This is a genomic window from Niallia sp. FSL R7-0271, from assembly GCF_038005785.1.
GTDB lineage: Bacteria > Bacillota > Bacilli > Bacillales > Cytobacillaceae > Niallia.
In genome coordinates this window covers 3,348,817-3,367,113 of sequence record NZ_JBBOTZ010000001.1, presented here as the reverse complement: position 1 = coordinate 3,367,113, position 18,297 = coordinate 3,348,817, and the positions used below count along the sequence as shown (strand labels likewise).

Genomic DNA, 18,297 nt, shown 5'->3' with positions numbered 1-18,297 from the left:
TTTGGGAAAGGACTGCCTGGTTTTTAGGCGGTCCTTTTTTATGTCTTATGAATACTTTCCAGTTGAGTGGCGGTGAATCAATTTTTTATACATAGGAATTGTATTTTAAATAGATTCTTCAGATGGGAAAATTTACAGGTGACATACTGCTAAATAATAAAATCTCCTGCCGATATATAAAGTAGAGCGGGGAAGGGCTGCAGAACTTCCTTAATCTATACAATAATTTCGTCCACAAGGATGTGGACACCAATTTCAAGGAGGAAATTTAACAATGAGAATCAATCATAATATCGCTGCATTAAACACATACCGTCAATTGAGCTCTGCAACAACTGCTCAATCTAAATCAATGGAGAAATTGTCTTCAGGTCAACGTATCAACCGTGCTGGTGATGACGCTGCTGGTCTTGCAATCTCTGAAAAAATGCGTGGTCAAATTCGCGGTTTGGATCAAGCATCTCGTAACTCACAAGATGGTATCTCTTTAATCCAAACGGCTGAAGGCGCATTGAACGAAACACATGCAATCCTGCAACGTATGCGTGAGTTGGCTGTACAAGGTGGTAACGATACTAACACTTCTGATGACAGAACACAAATCCAAACAGAATTAGATCAATTGACAAAAGAAATCGATCGTATCGCTGATACGACTGAGTTCAACACACAGAATCTATTAAAAGGCTCATTCTCTGCAACACTACAAGTTGGAGCTAATGATGGACAAACTATCAGCTTCTCAATCTCTGAAATGACTAGTGCTGGATTATCTGTTGGATCACTTAGCGTGACTTCAAACTCAGCTGCAAGCTCATCTATCTCAAAATTAGATGAAGCAATCAAAACAGTATCAACTCAACGTTCAAACCTTGGTGCACTACAAAACCGCCTAGAGCACACAATCAATAACTTGGATACTTCATCTGAGAACTTGACTGCTGCTGAATCTCGCGTACGTGACGTAGACATGGCGAAAGAAATGATGAACCAAACAAAGAACTCAATTCTTGCTCAAGCAGCTCAATCAATGCTTGCTCAAGCTAATCAACAGCCACAAGGTGTACTACAATTGCTTCAGTAATTTTATTTAAATATGTAAAAAGAGGAAGCCTATTTTAGGCAGTCCTCTTTTTACATATTGTGTGCCCTAAAGCTTTGTTAACCTGATTTAGCCAAGAACAATTTCTAACAAATTCACATTTATATTTGAAGGGTTTAGTCGAGAGTTTAAAGTTTATATAGTAGTTTTTACAATTCTTGTTTTTGGTAGAATCTACAAGTTGAATAAAAAATGGCACTTCCGATATATATAGTAGAGAGGGGAGGAGCATTGGTCTTCTCTACTCTCAAAAAACAATACGTCCACAGGGATGTGGAGACAAATTTCAAGGAGGAAGAATTACAATGAGAATTAACCACAATATCGCTGCATTAAACACATATCGTCAATTGAGTTCTGCAAGTACAGCTCAATCTAAATCAATGGAGAAATTGTCTTCAGGTCAACGTATCAACCGTGCTGGTGACGATGCTGCTGGTCTAGCAATCTCTGAAAAAATGCGTGGACAAATCCGCGGTTTAGATCAAGCATCTCGTAACTCACAAGATGGTATCTCTCTAATCCAAACAGCTGAAGGTGCATTGAACGAGACGCATGCAATCCTTCAACGTATGCGTGAGCTGGCTGTTCAAGGTGGTAACGATACGAATACTTCTGATGACAGAGCGCAAATTAAAACAGAAATCGACCAATTAACAAAGGAAATCGACCGTATTGCTGATACAACTGAATTCAATACGCAAAACCTGTTAAAAGGTTCTTTCTCTGCAACGCTTCAAGTAGGAGCTAACGATGGACAAACTATCAACTTCTCTATCAGTGCAATGGGTGCTTCTGGTCTAGGTATCTCAGGTACAATCAGTGTTGGTACAAATGCACAAGCAAGTTCTTCTATCTCTAAATTAGATGAAGCAATTAAAACCGTTTCAACACAACGTTCAAACCTTGGTGCATTACAAAACCGCCTAGAGCATACAATCACTAACTTGGATACATCTTCTGAGAACTTGACTGCTGCTGAATCTCGTGTTCGTGACGTAGACATGGCGAAAGAAATGATGAACCAAACAAAGAACTCTATCCTTGCTCAAGCAGCTCAATCAATGCTTGCTCAAGCAAACCAACAACCGCAAGGCGTACTGCAATTGCTTCAATAATTTGTTTGATCATTTTTGAAAAAGAGGATTGCCAATATTGGGCAGTCCTCTTTTTATCTATCATTTCCTTGTTGGATTACTAATCCGAATAAATAAGCATTATAAGGCTATTAAAAAGGAATATTTCATCTTATTGTTGTATGAAAAATAGTACACATGTAAATAATACAATTGAAGATATCGTAAATTTGATCTGTAAAATCTCATTGTATTTTTCTCCTTGTCCGAAGGCGTTTTTTGTTTTTATAGTGAAAAATATAAGGAATAGCGTAAAAAAGCTATTAAATATGCAGTTTTTATGTTCTCCCTCAAGTTAATAAATCCGTTTAAAATTTAATTATTAAATAATGTAAAAAACAAGTTAAACAAAAAACTGTCTGTCCGATATATAAATTAGAGAGGGGAAGGGCGGCCGACCTTCCCTAATCCTAAAAAAGAAGTCCATAAGGATGTGGACATATAATTCAAGGAGGAGAAATTTACAATGAGAATCAATCATAATATCGCTGCATTAAACACATACCGTCAATTGAGCTCTGCAACAAACGCTCAATCTAAATCAATGGAGAAATTATCTTCAGGTCAACGTATCAATCGTGCTGGTGATGACGCTGCTGGTCTAGCAATCTCTGAAAAAATGCGTGGGCAAATCCGCGGTTTGGATCAAGCATCTCGTAACTCACAAGATGGTATCTCTTTAATCCAAACAGCTGAAGGTGCATTGAACGAAACACATGCAATCCTTCAACGTATGCGTGAACTAGCTGTACAAGGTGGTAACGACACGAACACTACTGATGATCGTGATCAAATCCAAACAGAGATTGATCAATTAACAAAAGAAATCGATCGTATTGCTGATACAACTGAATTTAATACGCAAAACCTATTAAAAGGATCTTTCTCTGCTACACTTCAAGTAGGGGCAAATGATGGGCAAGTAATCAACTTCTCTATTAGCGGAATGGGCGCTTCTAGCTTGGGTGTTTCTGGTTCAATCAGCGTAGGGACGAACGCAGAAGCAAGTGGTTCCATCTCGCTACTCGATGCTGCTATTACTTCTGTTTCAACACAACGTTCAAACTTAGGTGCATTGCAAAACCGTCTAGAGCATACAATCACTAACTTGGATACATCTTCTGAGAACTTGTCTGCTGCTGAATCTCGTGTTCGTGACGTAGACATGGCAAAAGAAATGATGAACCAAACAAAGAACTCTATCCTTGCTCAAGCAGCTCAATCAATGCTTGCTCAAGCAAACCAACAGCCACAAGGCGTACTTCAATTACTTCAATAATAAAATATTTTTAGTAGTTCTATCGAAATATCGTGCTTCGTATTACTAAAGCACGATATTTTTATTAGCAGTACTAATCTTTAGGAGGAATAACTATGGATACAAAAGTATCATTATGTATGATTGTTAAAAATGAAGAAAGTGTGTTGGACCGTTGCCTATCTTCTGTCGCTCATCTTGTAGATGAAGTGATAATTGTTGATACAGGCTCAACAGATCGGACGAAGGAAATAGCAAGCGAGTATACATCTAAAGTATTTGATTTTGATTGGGTTAACGACTTCTCCGCTGCCAGAAATTATGCAGCTGAACAGGCTACAGGTGATTGGATTTTAGTACTTGATGCAGATGAATATATTGATGAGGAAAATTATCAGGAATTTATAAATGGAATAAAAGAAGATAACGACAAATATGACACTTATGGCGTGAAGATATTAAATTTCACTGGTCTATACGGGGAGAAACTAATACAAAATTATCATGACCGTCTGTATAAGAACAATGGACAAATAGCTTACTATCGGGCTATCCATGAGCAATTAAAGAGCATTGATGGAAAATCTTTAAATGGAAGTATCGCAAAGCTTTTGGTATTCCATTCTGGTTACTTGAATCAGACTGTGGCGGAAAAAGGGAAAAATGAGCGTAATAAAGAGCTTATTGATAAAGAAATGCAGGAAAGCAATAATGCATTTGACTATTTCAACCTAGGAAATGAGTATTATTCGTTAGGAAAATATGAAAAGGCATTAAAAGCATATACGAATGCTTATAATTTAAAAAGAAGCTATGAATTATCATGGGTTGCTTCCACTGTTACTCAAATAATAAGTGCCTTAATTCAGTTAAAGAGATACAATGACGCAATTAATGTTATCGATGATTCCCTACAGTTATATCCTGGTTCATTTGAATTAGTATACTTAAAAGGTGAAATAAGTTATCTCAGGGGCCAAAATGACGATGCCAAATTTTACTTTGAAGAAATTGTCAATAACAGTGAAAAGTATGGTCATACAATATTGAGACCTGATTTAAAAGACCAAATGCCGCATAGAAGGCTTGGGGATATATACAATTATGAAAAAATATATGATAAAGCAATTTATCATTATATGAGTGTACTGAATATAAATAAGTTAGATAGTGACAGTATTAAAAAGATTATCTTTATTTTAAATAAATTCCATACTGAAGATGAAATTATACAATTCATTGAAAGAAATAATCTAATTAATAAAAAAAATTTAAGTTATTATATGTCTGGGTGTTTTAATATTGGGAAACCAAATATAATTCAGCCGTTTTTAAAATATAATAATGAGGATAAACTGTTAGAGAAAATATTCAAACTTAAAAATTACTGTTTAACTGGAACCGGAAATCTAGAAGAGTTTAATGACATGTTAAATCTAAAAGTAGTTGAGAGTTTAAATAAGAAACAAATGCTAAACATTATTGATTTATTCTTATTAAGAAATAGGCTTTTAGAGGGAAATCATTCACCTTTGCTTGTTGCCGCCTTTGAGAAAGACGAGCATATAAATATGTTGGTTAAATTATTGAATAACTTAACAGGTGATACATTAGATGAAACAGAATTATTTCTAGGTGCCCTTCAGATTCTTATGGACTATAAAAAATATGATATGGTATCCGATTTATTAAAAAATAAGCATTTACTAACAGAATCTGCACTAGCTAAGGCAGCAGCTATTCTTTATGAAAATGATTTCAAAGGGGAAGCCCTTCAGCTTTATAATGAATGTGACTGGGATGTTTATACTGAACAAGATTTCTTGAATATTATAATTGGCTTATTTGAGACTGGAAATAATCAAAATGCAATAGAATTTACTAAATATGCTAATCTGCTGTTTGAGAATGATTTTAGATTCTATAAAATACTGCTTGAAAACCCAATTGAAGACCAACTGTTTAATATAACGATAAAAAATGCTTTAAAGACTTTTAAAGGAAGCATTTATATGGAAAAGTATTTGTTATAAAAAGGCTTATTCAAAAGGGGTGAAAAAATGATTATTGATATTGTGCTAGTGTATGCTGCTGGTCGGGGTGGTTTAGAAGATGTAATTACTTCGGTTAGCCAAGGTTTGGCAAAACGTGGACATAGGGTAAGAGTGATACAATCTTACCCATCTCAAAATTTACAATGGGAAGAATCGCTTCCAGAATTTCACTATTATGGTATGAAAAACAATTTAAATAGTGAAACAATACAATCTCTAGCATTTGGGTATGAGAACTTACTGATGGATATAGGAAAGCCTGACCTTGTATTGGCAACACATGCACCAAGCTTAAGTTATATTTGTAGAAGTGCTCTTGCTGATGTACCGGGGAAAACTTGCCCAGTAATATCTTGGTTGCACGCCCCTCCAGAATACTTTGGAAATGCTGACTTGCTTAAATATAGTGATGCGCATTTTGCAATATCATCTCAAATTGAAAAAAGTATTGAAAAAAATGTTTTTCCTGGGCACCCATTATTCTATATAGGTAATCCTGTAAAAATAAATAATAATCTAATATATAGAAGTAAAGATAAATTAGAACTGATTTTCATAGGTAGAATACATCAACATGATAAAAGATTGGATATTTTATTACGTGGGTTACAGTTTCTTGATGGCGATTGGCGCTTAAGGCTAATAGGTGAAGGTCCTGATGAAGCCCAAATTAAAGAGCTATCAACTGAGTTGGGTATTAATTCTAATATTGAATGGCTAGGTTGGCAAGAAAATCCATGGGAGACAATTGATGAAGCATCTTTGTTGGTACTGTCTTCGGATTACGAAGGATTTGGTTTAGTTCTTGTTGAGGCGCTATCTAGAGGAATTCCGGTAGTTTCAACCAGCTGTAGTGGTCCTTTAGATATTGTAGAAGATGGAAAAAACGGTTGGTTATACCCAATTGGTGATTATAAGGCATTAGGAAGTATTCTAAATGATATTATAAGTGGGAAAAAGATTTTGCCTACTCCAGAAACATGCGTTAATTCTGTAAAGAGATTTGATACTGAAGAGGTTATAAATAATATTCAGATTGTTGTGGACATCTATAAAAATAATGAAGTTAGTAACAATGTTAATAATAATTATTTAGCCAAGGACAATTATTATCAATTTTCTACAAGTATTAAGAACATATTAACAAAAACTATACAGGGGATAGAATATCTAGGTACAACACGTAACTGTGTAGATCATACTTTATTAGAAAAACTCTTCACCTCGAGTTTTCTAAATGTATTAAATATAGACAAAAATGAATTAAATGTTGAAGATGAAAACATTAAGGCATTTGTATGTTATCCAAAAGTGGAATATATAAATTATCATTTTTCTAAAGCAAGGGTTAAGTTCCTGCTAATTAATAAAGGAATAAGCCAAAATGAGCCAGTACATGAAAAATTAAAATACCATGCTAAGTTAGTAAACGATGAGGGTGTTTGGAAAATTGACGGACTTGAGCTGTTAGAGCAGTCAACATCAGTGGTTAAAAATACTATTGAAAATACTAAGAAAAAAATATTATTAGTAAAAACTAACAATTTTGGCTCGAATACACTGGCATTGTATAAGAACGTTCCAGCGAAATTTAAGGAAGACTATGATATAGAACTGATAAATCAAAGTACGAGTGAAGATTATATAAATAAAGTTAAAAATGCTGATGTATTAGTGCTCACGGAGGCAAATGTTACAGTAGATAAAAATTATACAAGCACTAACCAAATTATCGTGGAGCTTTGGCATGGATTTCCATTTAAAGTCATGGGATATGCTGATAAAAATGAAAGTAATCTTAATTTTGTCTCAGACAGGTGGAAGCAAATAGATTATATGGTTTCCTACTCAACTTTATATAACCAATTAATGTATGAGTGCCTACACATGGATCCTGATATTGTACAAATTACAGGAATGCCTAGAAATGACTTGTTGCTTAATTCAGTTAGTAACAACAAGGATATCTTAGAAAGGATATTTTCATTAGATACCTCAGGAAAAAGTATTGCATTTTTTATGCCTACTTACAGAAAAGTTATGTTTAATGACAGACAGGAAACTAGTCTAGTTAGAGAGAATTTATTTGGACTGAAGAATTTTAGTTATGAAGAGCTTAACATTTTTTTAAAACAAAATAATATTGAACTCTTTATTAAGTTACATCCGATAGAAGAGAGAATGTATCAGGATCAACTGATTGGCAATTTTGAACATCTTCATATTATTACAGATTCTATCCTTTTTGAAAATAATCTGGACCTATATGAGCTATTAGGAGCTACTGATATATTATTGACAGATTATTCTTCCGTATTTTTTGATTACTTATTGTTAAATAAACCTTTAATGTTTTTACCTGTAGATAAGGAAGAATATAGTGATAATAGAGGGTTCATTTTATCTGATTATGAACGCTGGACTCCTGGTCCCAAAATTTATAATCAGCAGGATTTACAAGTGAATATGCTGCAAAATCTTTCGAATCCAGAACTATACAAATCCAATAGAGAAGAAATACGTGATTTAGTGCATCAATATACAACGAATGATTCATCTAAAAGAGTATGGGAGTTTATTCAGAAGATTAGCAGTGGAGAAAATGTACTAGCACAAAGAATGGAATTATAATGAAAATTTCTTTAGCGATAATTGTAAAAAACGAAGAAGAAACAATAAAAAAATGTATAGCAAATGCTCAAAAGATTATTGACGAAATAGTAGTTGTTGATACTGGCTCAACAGACAGCACGCTAGAGATTCTAAAAAAGCAGTCTCGTGTGAAGCTTACTCAATTTGAGTGGGAAAATGATTTCTCAAAAGCCCGTAATTATGCGATCGACCAATGTACAGGCGATTATATACTAGTATTGGACGCAGACGAGTATATAACATTCGGCAAAAGAAATGAACTGGAAAAAGTCATGAAGCAAAATCAAATCGGCAAAATTAAAATTGTCAGCAAGTTCAAGAAAGATGGAGAGGAGTTCGAAGCAAGCTCCTATATATCCAGATTTTTTCCGAATTCTGTCCGCTATAAGGGAGCAATCCACGAGCAGCTGGATTCAACCCTCCCAAGAGTGGATATGAAGCTGACTGTTTCTCACAGCGGTTATTTCGATAAGGATAAAAGTGCAAGAAATATTCCTATCCTGCTTCAGGAACTTGAGAAACATCCAAAAGATGCTTATTTCCATTATCAACTTGGAAAAGAGTACCGGTTAAGCAAGTCTTTTAATAAATCTTGGGACCATCTGCAGAAGGCATATGAACTAGTGAAACAGCATGATGCTTTCTATAACCAGCTTATATTAGAGCTGTTACAGACAGGGAAAGAGCTTGTCAACAAAGAAACAATCATTGTCATTCGTGAAAATGAACAAAGCTTAAACAATGTCACTGATTTTCACTTTTATAAGGGACTTTTCTATTTGGATTATTGTTTAAACAATTTAAATGAAGCTATTCACTTACTTCCAAAAATAGAGGCCAGCTTTACAGCATGTCTGAATATCAGCAAGAAGAAGCATACAGAATATTTAAGCGGAACAGGCAGCTTTTTGGCACTGTATAACTTAGGTGTTTATCATGAGGCAATCGGCAGCATCGTGAAGGCGAAAAGATATTATATGGAGTCTGCAAGACTTGGCTATGAACCTGCCAAGATAAGACTTGCAGCAATTTAATTAATTCAGGTAAGGCTGTTCGGCAATAAATCCGAACTGCCTTTTTCATTGTATTAAAAGCGGAAAAAAGCAGCCGATATAACAGAAGTAGTATATATTTTTTAGGGGGAAATGCCAATGATAGAAAAGTATACTTCAAATAGCGTCTATACAGCTCAGCAACCCAAGAGTAATGAGAATAGTGTGACAAAGGTGAGCGAACCAGCTGCTAATCCGCTCATAGAGGGGGATAAGCCTGTTGATCCTGCAAGCAAGGAAAAAGAGAGAAAAGATCTGGAAAGCTTGATTAACAGCATGAATGAATTTATTCAGCCTGCACACACATCTCTTAAATTCCAGCTTCACGATAAGTTGGAAGAGTACTATGTACAAGTCATTAATGATGACACAAAAGAGGTAATCAGAGAAATACCCTCAGAAAAAATGCTCGATATATATGCTGCGATGAAAGAGTATTTGGGCTTAATGGTAGACGAGAAAATTTGATTCATACTAATGACAGCAGCTCTTTGTTTTAATAGGCAAGGCTGCTGTCATCCCTAAAAAAGCATAGGCATATCCTCTTAACTAATTCTTTCTCCTAGCAGATTCAATATAGGTAAAAAGTAAGATATCTCAATAAAATGTTAAAGGCTGAAAAAGACTCGCCGATAATAATAGTAATCAATGATTATATTTAAAAAAAGCATTAGCTTTATTAGTTTAAATATAAAAAAAGTACGAGGTGAGGAATTTGGTTTTAAGAATAGGCGGACTCGCAAGCGGCATGGATATAGACTCCTTAGTAGAACAGCTAATGACTGCGGAAAGAGTACCTTTAGACAAATTAAATCAAAAGAAAACATATACAGAGTGGCAGCGAGACGACTATCGCGAAATGAACACCTTGTTGCTGTCATTGGATACATTGTTATCTGATGGATTGCAAAAGCAATCAACATTTATTAAGAAAACAATCAATTCATCTAATTCAGATGCATTGTCTGTTAAGAACGTAACATCTACGACTGATTTTTCGGGATCAATTGAAATAGAGAAGTTGGCTACGGCTGCTTCAATAAGAAGTAACGGTGCTACAGCTATTACTGATTCAACTGCAACATTGCGCAGTGCTGGGATTACTGACACAAAACTGACTATTTCTGCGATTGATGCTAACGGGGTTATGTCAAGCAAGGATATTGAAATTACAGATACAGACACGATGGACAGCTTAGTTGCTAAAATCAATCAGCAGTCAGGTGTAACAGCATTTTTTGATCCTACTTCTAAACAAATCTCATTTACTGCGAAAAATACAGGAGCAGTGGCAGATGGCCGTGAAATCATACTAAGTGGAGATCAGGATGGAACCGCTGGCTCTCTACTAACAAAATTGAATGTAGCATCTGACAATACTGGGACAAATGGAACAGCAGGTTCAAACGCTAAATTCACATACAACGGAATCACAACAGAAAGATCATCCAACACCTTCCGAATCAACGGTGTAGAACTAACACTCAAACAAGTAACAGAAGCCGGCAAGCCGATAACATTCTCATCAACAGCTGATGTTGATTCTATTTACGACTCCGTTAAAGGCTTCGTTGACAAATACAACGAAATAATCGAAAAAATCAGCGATAAAATCGGTGAGACGAAGTACAGAGATTATACTCCTTTGACTGATGCTCAAAAGGAAGAGATGACAGAGGATGAGATTAAGAAGTGGGAAGAGAAGGCGAAGAGCGGGACATTAAAGAATGATCAGATTCTTTCTAATGTGTTGAATAGAATGCGTTCTAGTCTTGGTTCTATCGTAAACACAGGCGGTGCTTTCTCAAGACTTTCTGATATTGGCATCACAACGACTAACAACTATTTAGAAGGCGGTAAGCTTGTAATCGATGAAGACAAGCTAAAGGAAGCAATTACGGCCGATCCTAATAGTGTTTATAAGCTATTCCAAAACAGCAGTGCTACTGGTACAGCTGATCAAGGGTTTGCACAGAAGGTCAGAGCCAACTTGAAAGTAGCAATGGACGATATCAAGACGAAGGCTGGTTCTTCTTCAAGTGTTAATAACACATTTACATTAGGAAAACTGTTGAATCAATACAGTTCAAGAATTTCAGATTTTGAAGATAGATTAACGACAATTGAAAATAGATACTGGGCAAGATTTACGGCAATGGAGACAGCTATCAATAAAGCGAACAGCCAGTCTGGTTATTTGACAAGCATGTTCAGCCAATAAAAAGGAGTAATATAAATGGCAACTACTAATCCGTATCAATCATACAAACAGAATTCAGTTAATACAGCTTCACCAGGCGAGTTAACGCTTATGCTTTATAATGGCTGCCTGAAATTCATCGGTTTAGCCAAAAATGCCATCCAAAATAATGATATTGCGACGAGAAACTTAAATATTCAAAAGGCGCAGAACATTATCCAAGAACTGATGGTGACATTGAATATGGAAATTCCAATTTCTAAAAACTTTATGTCTTTATATGATTTCATGAACCGTCAGCTGATTAAAGCTAATATTGTGAGTGACATCAAAATTCTGGAGGATGTAGAATTTCTGTTGACAGAATTCCGAGATACATGGAAAGAGGCTATCCAGATTAACCGTCAAAAACAATATGCTTCTGGCGGGCAAGTTTAATGGAAGCAATCAAGCAATGCTATGCAGTTACTGCAGAGCTGATTGACCACTTAAAGGGTGAACCAGAAAAGGATACTGATAAAATCAATAACCTTCTTAATAAAAGGCAGGCGACGCTTACGCTTTTAAAAACACCTGAAACAGAAGTGGAGAAGAAGCTGGGTCAAGCCCTTCTTCAGCAGGATAAGGAGCTGTTAGGGCTCCTTGAAGCGGAAAAGAAAAACATTCAGCAAGATATTAAAGAATTAAAGCATAAAAAAGCTTCTAATCAGAAGTATGTCAATCCGTATCAGTCTCTGCAAACAGATGGCATTTATTATGATAAAAGAAAATAACATCACAAAAACCATTCACTTTTTAAAGTGAATGGTTTTTATTTTATTTAGATCACTCTCGAAAGCTCATGATGCTTCTTATCATTAACGACATTTTCACCGATCAAGGCGATGGGATCGTAAGGCTTGCTCGATTTAATGACAGAATAGGCATCGATTTCTACATTGGATGAAACGACTGCGCGTTCAACAACTGCATTTTCCCCAACAACTGCTCCTGGCAGAAGTACAGAGTCTTTAATGACAGCGCCTTTCCCAATCGTTACTCCATGGAAGATGACAGAGTTTTCTACTGTTCCGTAGATTTCACATGCTTCGCTGATTAATGAATGCTTCACAGCTGAAGAGTCATCAAGATATACTGGCGGATGGGATTGTTCTACAGTGTAGACATTCCATTCCTTATCTTTTAAGAAGATATTGGATTCTTTTTCAAGCAGATCCATATTGGCTTCCCAGTAGCTGTCGATTGTGCCGACATCTTTCCAGTAGCCTTTGAATTGGTATGCGTGGAGTTTTAAATTGTCATGCAGCATTGCGGGGATAATGTCTTTTCCAAAATCCTTGCAGCTGTCTTGATTGTTTTCTTCTTTTTCCAAGTAAGCTTTGAGGGTTTTCCATTTGAAGATGTATACACCCATAGAAGCTAGGTTTGACTTTGGATCTTCTGGCTTTTCTTCGAATTCACTGATGCGATTGCCTGAAGATTCTGTATTCATAATACCGAAACGGCTTGCTTCTTCCCACGGTACTTCTGTAACAGAAATCGTTGCATCAGCATTTGTCTCGATATGCTGTTTCAGCATTAGATCATAATCCATTTTATAGATATGGTCGCCAGAAATAATCAAAACATGCTCTGGGTCATACTGTTCAATGAAGGGAGTGTTCTGATAAATGGCATGTGCAGTTCCTTCATACCAGCGTTCTTCCGTATCGCATTGGTACGGAGGCAGGATGGAAAGACCGCCGTCTCTTCTGTTAAGATCCCATTCTTTTCCATCTCCAATATAATTTTGCAATACATGAGGCTGGTATTGTGTCAGCACGCCAACTGTATCAATGCCAGAATTCCGGCAATTGCTTAAAGTGAAGTCGATGATTCGGTATTTTCCACCGAACGGTACTGCTGGTTTCGCTAGATGATCTGTCAGTTTCTTTAATCTCGTTCCTCTTCCACCGGCTAAAAGCATGGCGATACATTGTTTTTTCATGATAACCCTCCTGTATTCGTTTTCAGATTGATGTTTAGATGAAGTATTATAAGCGGTCATCTTCCCATAATTTGTAGTAGTACTCATGCTCTTCTTCAGCTTCAATGCTGTTATGCTGTTCCTCTGGAAGTTCAGTTAATACTTTCGAGTTGTTCAATGTTGTTTTCCTCCTTGGCCATTCATATAGACGTAATTCTATTAGATTTTAATTACTTTAACAATTAAAATAATTAGATGTTTTCTGTCAACTACCGACAAAATTCGAATATTTATTTATATTTTGAAGAGGTACAGTTCTTTTTTTTGAGAAGTTATTGGCTTGTTTCATGTAGTTTTTAATTACCCCAGCTATTTTTTTTTAAAACCAAGTTATATCAAAAAAATTGTAAAAGATTGTTCTAAAATAGAATTTAGTCCAAAAGCAGGATACGAAAAGCTAGTAAAGACTATGTTTATTTATGGAGAAGAACATGTCCGCCATGCTTGCGTCTGCTTGAAATGAAAAAGTGTGAATAAAAAAAGGGATATTTAGAAAAATGGCAGTTGCTATATTGATAAAGATTCTCTTGAAAAATTTGTCTAAAAAAGCAGATGAAAAATTTGCCGTAAACTTTTTTAAAAAACAGCCAGTTTTTTATTTGTTCACAAATTTGTCGAATTTTCTAAAAGTTTTTGCAGGAATGTGGAAGGGTAAACGAGAAATATAATGTATAGTCAAAAAGTTCATTACTCGCATAGTTTTAAAGCTGCGAGGGGAACAATAAGACTTGCACTGGAATACAAAAGGAGGAGTAACTTATGAATTTCAACATTAGAGGAGAAAACATTGAGGTAACTCCAGCAATAAGAGAATATGTAGAAAAGAAAATCTCTAAATTGGAAAGATATTTTTCCGAGACGCCAGATGCAAATGTCAATGTGAATTTAAAAACCTACAATGATAAGACTGCAAAGGTGGAAGTAACAATACCGATGTCCCAGCTGGTGCTTAGAGCAGAAGAAGATCACTTGGACATGTATGCAGCAATTGATTTGATTGTTGATAAATTGGAACGTCAAATCAGAAAACATAAAACGAAAGTGAACCGCAAGCAGCGTGAAAAAGGCAATCTGAACACTTTATTCGGTGCAGATGAGCCTAGTGCAGCAGCACTTCAGGAAGAAGAGGACGAGATGGAAATTGTCCGCCAGAAGCGTTTTAATTTAAAACCGATGGACAGTGAGGAAGCCATTTTACAAATGGATCTTCTGGGGCACAGCTTCTTTGTTTACACTGATGCGGAAACTAACTCAACAAATATCGTTTATAAAAGAAAAGACGGCAAGTATGGGCTTATTGAAGCAAAATAAACGTATAGCAGCAAGAAGGAAACCTGCAGGATATAACTGCAGGTTTTTTCTGTTTAAATACAAAGCTTTTTTAAAATCGCAGTATTTTGCGATAATATTATGGCAATTACTTGAATACTCCTGCAATCAAGAGGAGTGTTTGATATAATGAGCGAAAGTATTATAGATAAATATTAGATAATAAGTGTGGGTCCAGAATATCTTCTTACTAGGTGTCAATTTCATTTTCAAGGGGTGTGAGCGGCAATGAAAAGGTCTGTAATGGAAGCAAACTTGTTTTGTACACACTGCAATAATGAAAGTCTTCATGATGTTGTTTATATAAATGAAGAAATAACGAGTGTCAAATGTCATTCCTGTTTATATGAAGCAGGCATGAAGGTTAATATCATGAGGGAATTCTACAAGGAACTGTTTGAGCATATCGCAACAAAGCCGAGTAGAATTACTGAAGAATATAAACAGGATTTGAGCCGATTTATCGCTAGACTCCCAATAAGGGTGATCAGCAAGCCATACCGGTTCATGCGCTACTTAAATGAATCGAGAAAGGTTATGAAGTACTATAAAAAATGTTGATTTTTTTAATATAATGAATTTTGCTTTTAGGACAAAGTCATATTTATAACCCCTTCTAGTCTATTCCATCTTTCCTTCAGACGAAAGTTGTCACTCTATTGCGGAAATGGTAATATATATAGGAAAATACTAGTGCAGCTACATATATTTAATGGTATCCTTTTTATAGGGTGTTTACAAAACAGTCACTTCATTTTCATGAGATTTTAATGAACAATGAATATGCTATAGTTGCTTAAATAAACTAGCTTTTATGCTATTGATATAATAACCAAATGATAGTTTTTAAATAGAATCTCTCATTACAATAATAAAGGAGCGTTTTTTAATGCTTGGTATTTTAAATAAGGTTTTTGATCAGAATAAGCGCGATATAAAGAAACTTACAAAGATTGCAGAAAAGGTAGAGCTTTTGGCGAGTGAAACGGCAGCATTAAGCGATGAGCAGCTAAAAGCAAAAACAGAAGAGTTTAAAGCGCGCTACCAAAAAGGTGAAACGCTCGATGATATGCTTGTTGAGGCTTTTGCAGTTGTGAGGGAAGCTGCAAAACGTGTGCTTGGATTATACCCGTATCCTGTACAGTTAATGGGGGGAGCTTCCCTTCATGACGGAAACATCTCTGAGATGAAGACAGGGGAAGGTAAAACTTTAACTGCGACAATGCCTGTTTACTTGAATGCACTTTCCGGCAAAGGCGTTCATGTTGTAACAGTCAATGAATACTTGGCGTCACGTGATGCTGCTGAGATGGGACAGCTGTATGAGTTTCTTGGCTTAACTGTCGGCTTGAACTTAAACGGTTTATCAAGAGATGAAAAGCAGGCAGCATATAATGCTGATATTACGTATGGAACAAATAATGAATTCGGCTTTGATTATCTTCGCGATAACATGGTCCTTTACAATGAGCAAAAGGTTCAAAAACCTTTATACTATGCTGTTATCGATGAAGTTGACTCCATTCTGATAGATGAAGCGAGAACACCGTTGATTATCTCCGGATCTGCTCAGAAGTCGACACAGCTGTATGTGCGGGCAAATGTTTTTGTGAGCAGTCTAAAGGTAGAGAAAGACTATACTTACGATGAAAAAACGAAGGGTGTTCAGCTTACAGAAGAAGGGATGAGCAAGGCAGAGCGAGTTTTCCAAATTGAAAACCTGTTTGATGTCAGCAATGTAGCAATTAACCACCATATCACACAAGCCCTTAAAGCACATGCGAGCATGCATAAGGATGTTGATTATGTTGTGCAGGACGGCGAAATTGTCATCGTTGACCAATTCACAGGCCGTCTTATGAAGGGCCGCCGATACAGTGACGGACTTCACCAGGCAATTGAAGCTAAGGAAAATCTTGAAATCCAGAATGAAAGCATGACACTTGCGACAATCACATTCCAAAACTACTTCCGCATGTATGAAAAGCTTGCCGGGATGACTGGTACTGCAAAAACTGAGGAAGAGGAATTCCGCAATATTTATAATATGAGTGTTGTTGTCATCCCTACAAACAGAGATATCATCCGTGATGACCGCGCTGATTTGATATATGCAACAATGGACGGCAAGTTCAGAGCTGTTGTGGAGGATATTGCAGAAAGACATAAAAATGGACAGCCTGTTCTAGTTGGTACAGTTGCGATTGAGACATCTGAAATCATCTCGAAGTATCTTTCTAAAAAAGGCATTCCTCATAACGTCTTGAATGCGAAGAACCATGAAAGAGAAGCGGAAATCATCGCTACTGCCGGTGAAAAGGGCGCTGTTACAATCGCAACTAACATGGCAGGACGCGGTACGGATATTAAATTAGGAGAAGGAATCAAGGATGTCGGCGGTTTGGCTGTAATCGGTACAGAACGCCATGAAAGCCGACGGATTGACAACCAGCTGCGTGGACGTTCCGGACGTCAAGGGGATCCTGGTGTTACTCAATTCTACCTTTCTATGGAAGATGAATTGATGCGACGTTTCGGATCTGACGGAATGAAGGCAATGATGTCAAAACTAGGCATGGATGATTCCCAGCCTATCCAAAGTAAAATGGTTTCAAGGGCTGTTGAATCAGCTCAAAAACGAGTGGAAGGAAACAACTTCGACTCACGGAAACAGCTTCTTCAATATGATGATGTATTACGCCAGCAAAGGGAAATTATCTATGCACAGCGTAATGAAGTGCTGACAAGTGAAAATCTTCGTACCATTGTAGAAGCGATGATTAAATCATCCTTAGAACGCCATGTGGCGGCACATACACCGGACAGTGAAGATCAGGAAAACTGGGATCTGCAGGCAGTCCTTGATTATGCCAACGGAAATCTGCTTCAAGAAGGTGAATTGGAGCTAAATGATATTCGCGGCAAAGATGGCGATGAAATCGTTGAAACAATCATGGAAAAGGTATTGCGCCACTATGATGAGAAAGAAGAGAAGCTTACAGCAGAACAAATGCGAGAATTCGAAAAAGTTATCGTGCTCCGTGCTGTTGACAGCAAATGGATTGACCATATCGACCAAATGGATCAGCTGCGTCAAGGTATCCATCTTCGTGCATATGGACAAATCGATCCGCTTCGCGAGTACCAATCAGAAGGATTTGCGATGTTTGAACAAATGGTCTTATCCATTGAAGAGGATGTTGCTAAGTACATCATGAAAGCGGAAATCCGTGAAAACCTTCAAAGGGAAGAAGTAATGAAGGGACAAGCAGTTAATCCGAAAGAAGAGGGCGAAAAGAAGCCAAAGAAAAAGCCGGTTATGAAAAAGCTTGATGTTGGCCGAAACGCTCCTTGTTTCTGCGGCAGCGGCAAAAAGTATAAAAATTGCCACGGAGCTAATTTATAATAAATGAAAGGACCTGCCTCTCCTGTTGCTTTGAGGCAGGTCTTTCTTAGTCAAAGGAATTGTATATCTTCATGAAGATTGG

Annotated in this window: 14 protein-coding genes; 13 read left to right on the top strand and 1 reads right to left on the bottom strand. The window is 36.5% G+C overall.

Annotation, left to right across the window (positions count from 1 at the left end; genetic code table 11):
• Positions 1–274: 274 nt before the first annotated feature.
• The 10 genes from hag to MKX82_RS17105 all read left to right on the top strand — a co-directional run bounded on the left by hag (position 275) and on the right by MKX82_RS17105 (position 12,227).
• The gene (hag, locus tag MKX82_RS17150) at positions 275–1,084 is read left to right on the top strand and encodes a flagellin Hag (RefSeq protein WP_341078717.1); all 810 of its coding nucleotides are present in this window, start codon (positions 275–277) and stop codon (positions 1,082–1,084) included.
• 323 nt (positions 1,085–1,407) lie between these two features.
• Entirely contained in the window at positions 1,408–2,220 is an 813-nt protein-coding gene (locus MKX82_RS17145; RefSeq protein WP_341078716.1) for a flagellin N-terminal helical domain-containing protein, read from the top strand.
• Between the two features lie 484 nt (positions 2,221–2,704).
• Positions 2,705–3,517, top strand: coding sequence for a flagellin N-terminal helical domain-containing protein (locus MKX82_RS17140; protein WP_341078714.1), 813 nt, complete (start codon positions 2,705–2,707; stop codon positions 3,515–3,517).
• Positions 3,518–3,612: 95 nt separating this feature from the next.
• Positions 3,613–5,529, top strand: a complete 1,917-nt coding sequence (locus tag MKX82_RS17135; RefSeq protein WP_341078711.1) for a glycosyltransferase — start codon at positions 3,613–3,615, stop codon at positions 5,527–5,529.
• A 27-nt stretch (positions 5,530–5,556) separates the two neighbouring features.
• Positions 5,557–8,181 (top strand): CDP-glycerol glycerophosphotransferase family protein, encoded by a 2,625-nt coding sequence (locus tag MKX82_RS17130; RefSeq protein WP_341078708.1) that lies wholly within the window; start codon positions 5,557–5,559, stop codon positions 8,179–8,181.
• A complete protein-coding gene (locus tag MKX82_RS17125) occupies positions 8,181–9,236 on the top strand; it encodes a glycosyltransferase family 2 protein (protein WP_341078705.1) in 1,056 nt (351 codons plus the stop codon). Before MKX82_RS17130 ends, MKX82_RS17125 begins: the two co-directional genes overlap by 1 nt.
• A gap of 117 nt (positions 9,237–9,353) precedes the next feature.
• On the top strand, positions 9,354–9,722 hold the full coding sequence (gene flaG, locus MKX82_RS17120; protein WP_341078703.1) for a flagellar protein FlaG: 369 nt from the start codon (positions 9,354–9,356) through the stop codon (positions 9,720–9,722).
• Positions 9,723–9,969: 247 nt separating this feature from the next.
• Positions 9,970–11,475 (top strand): flagellar hook-associated protein 2, encoded by a 1,506-nt coding sequence (locus MKX82_RS17115; RefSeq protein ID WP_341078701.1) that lies wholly within the window; start codon positions 9,970–9,972, stop codon positions 11,473–11,475.
• Between the two features lie 15 nt (positions 11,476–11,490).
• Entirely contained in the window at positions 11,491–11,892 is a 402-nt protein-coding gene (gene fliS / locus MKX82_RS17110; RefSeq protein ID WP_233318433.1) for a flagellar export chaperone FliS, read from the top strand.
• Positions 11,892–12,227 (top strand): flagellar protein FliT, encoded by a 336-nt coding sequence (locus tag MKX82_RS17105; RefSeq protein ID WP_233318435.1) that lies wholly within the window; start codon positions 11,892–11,894, stop codon positions 12,225–12,227. The genes fliS and MKX82_RS17105 overlap by 1 nt, the downstream gene beginning before the upstream one ends.
• Before the next feature lie 47 nt (positions 12,228–12,274).
• Here the strand turns inward: MKX82_RS17105 and MKX82_RS17100 are convergent, their stop codons facing one another.
• On the bottom strand, positions 12,275–13,441 hold the full coding sequence (locus MKX82_RS17100) for a glucose-1-phosphate adenylyltransferase (RefSeq protein ID WP_233318437.1): 1,167 nt from the start codon (positions 13,439–13,441) through the stop codon (positions 12,275–12,277).
• Between the two features lie 798 nt (positions 13,442–14,239).
• Between MKX82_RS17100 and hpf the strand changes: the two genes are divergently transcribed.
• The 3 genes from hpf (at position 14,240) to secA (ending at position 18,215) form a co-directional block, all read left to right on the top strand.
• The gene (gene hpf / locus MKX82_RS17095; RefSeq protein ID WP_233318439.1) at positions 14,240–14,791 is read left to right on the top strand and encodes a ribosome hibernation-promoting factor, HPF/YfiA family; all 552 of its coding nucleotides are present in this window, start codon (positions 14,240–14,242) and stop codon (positions 14,789–14,791) included.
• Between the two features lie 246 nt (positions 14,792–15,037).
• Positions 15,038–15,370, top strand: a complete 333-nt coding sequence (locus MKX82_RS17090; RefSeq protein WP_233318440.1) for a bh protein — start codon at positions 15,038–15,040, stop codon at positions 15,368–15,370.
• A gap of 328 nt (positions 15,371–15,698) precedes the next feature.
• Positions 15,699–18,215, top strand: coding sequence for a preprotein translocase subunit SecA (gene secA / locus MKX82_RS17085; RefSeq protein ID WP_341078696.1), 2,517 nt, complete (start codon positions 15,699–15,701; stop codon positions 18,213–18,215).
• Positions 18,216–18,297: the final 82 nt, after the last annotated feature.

Excerpts from the sequence above, each read along its gene's own strand:
- MKX82_RS17140 (WP_341078714.1), top strand. The coding sequence starts at position 2,705 with ATGAGAATCAATCATAATATCGCTGCATTAAACACATACCGTCAATTG.
- MKX82_RS17135 (WP_341078711.1), top strand. The coding sequence starts at position 3,613 with ATGGATACAAAAGTATCATTATGTATGATTGTTAAAAATGAAGAAAGT.
- MKX82_RS17130 (WP_341078708.1), top strand. The coding sequence starts at position 5,557 with ATGATTATTGATATTGTGCTAGTGTATGCTGCTGGTCGGGGTGGTTTA.
- MKX82_RS17125 (WP_341078705.1), top strand. The coding sequence starts at position 8,181 with ATGAAAATTTCTTTAGCGATAATTGTAAAAAACGAAGAAGAAACAATA.
- flaG (WP_341078703.1), top strand. The coding sequence starts at position 9,354 with ATGATAGAAAAGTATACTTCAAATAGCGTCTATACAGCTCAGCAACCC.
- MKX82_RS17145 (WP_341078716.1), top strand. The coding sequence starts at position 1,408 with ATGAGAATTAACCACAATATCGCTGCATTAAACACATATCGTCAATTG.
- MKX82_RS17090 (WP_233318440.1), top strand. The coding sequence starts at position 15,038 with ATGAAAAGGTCTGTAATGGAAGCAAACTTGTTTTGTACACACTGCAAT.
- MKX82_RS17105 (WP_233318435.1), top strand. The coding sequence starts at position 11,892 with ATGGAAGCAATCAAGCAATGCTATGCAGTTACTGCAGAGCTGATTGAC.
- hag (WP_341078717.1), top strand. The coding sequence starts at position 275 with ATGAGAATCAATCATAATATCGCTGCATTAAACACATACCGTCAATTG.
- MKX82_RS17100 (WP_233318437.1), bottom strand. The coding sequence starts at position 13,441 with ATGAAAAAACAATGTATCGCCATGCTTTTAGCCGGTGGAAGAGGAACG.
- hpf (WP_233318439.1), top strand. The coding sequence starts at position 14,240 with ATGAATTTCAACATTAGAGGAGAAAACATTGAGGTAACTCCAGCAATA.
- fliS (WP_233318433.1), top strand. The coding sequence starts at position 11,491 with ATGGCAACTACTAATCCGTATCAATCATACAAACAGAATTCAGTTAAT.
- secA (WP_341078696.1), top strand. The coding sequence starts at position 15,699 with ATGCTTGGTATTTTAAATAAGGTTTTTGATCAGAATAAGCGCGATATA.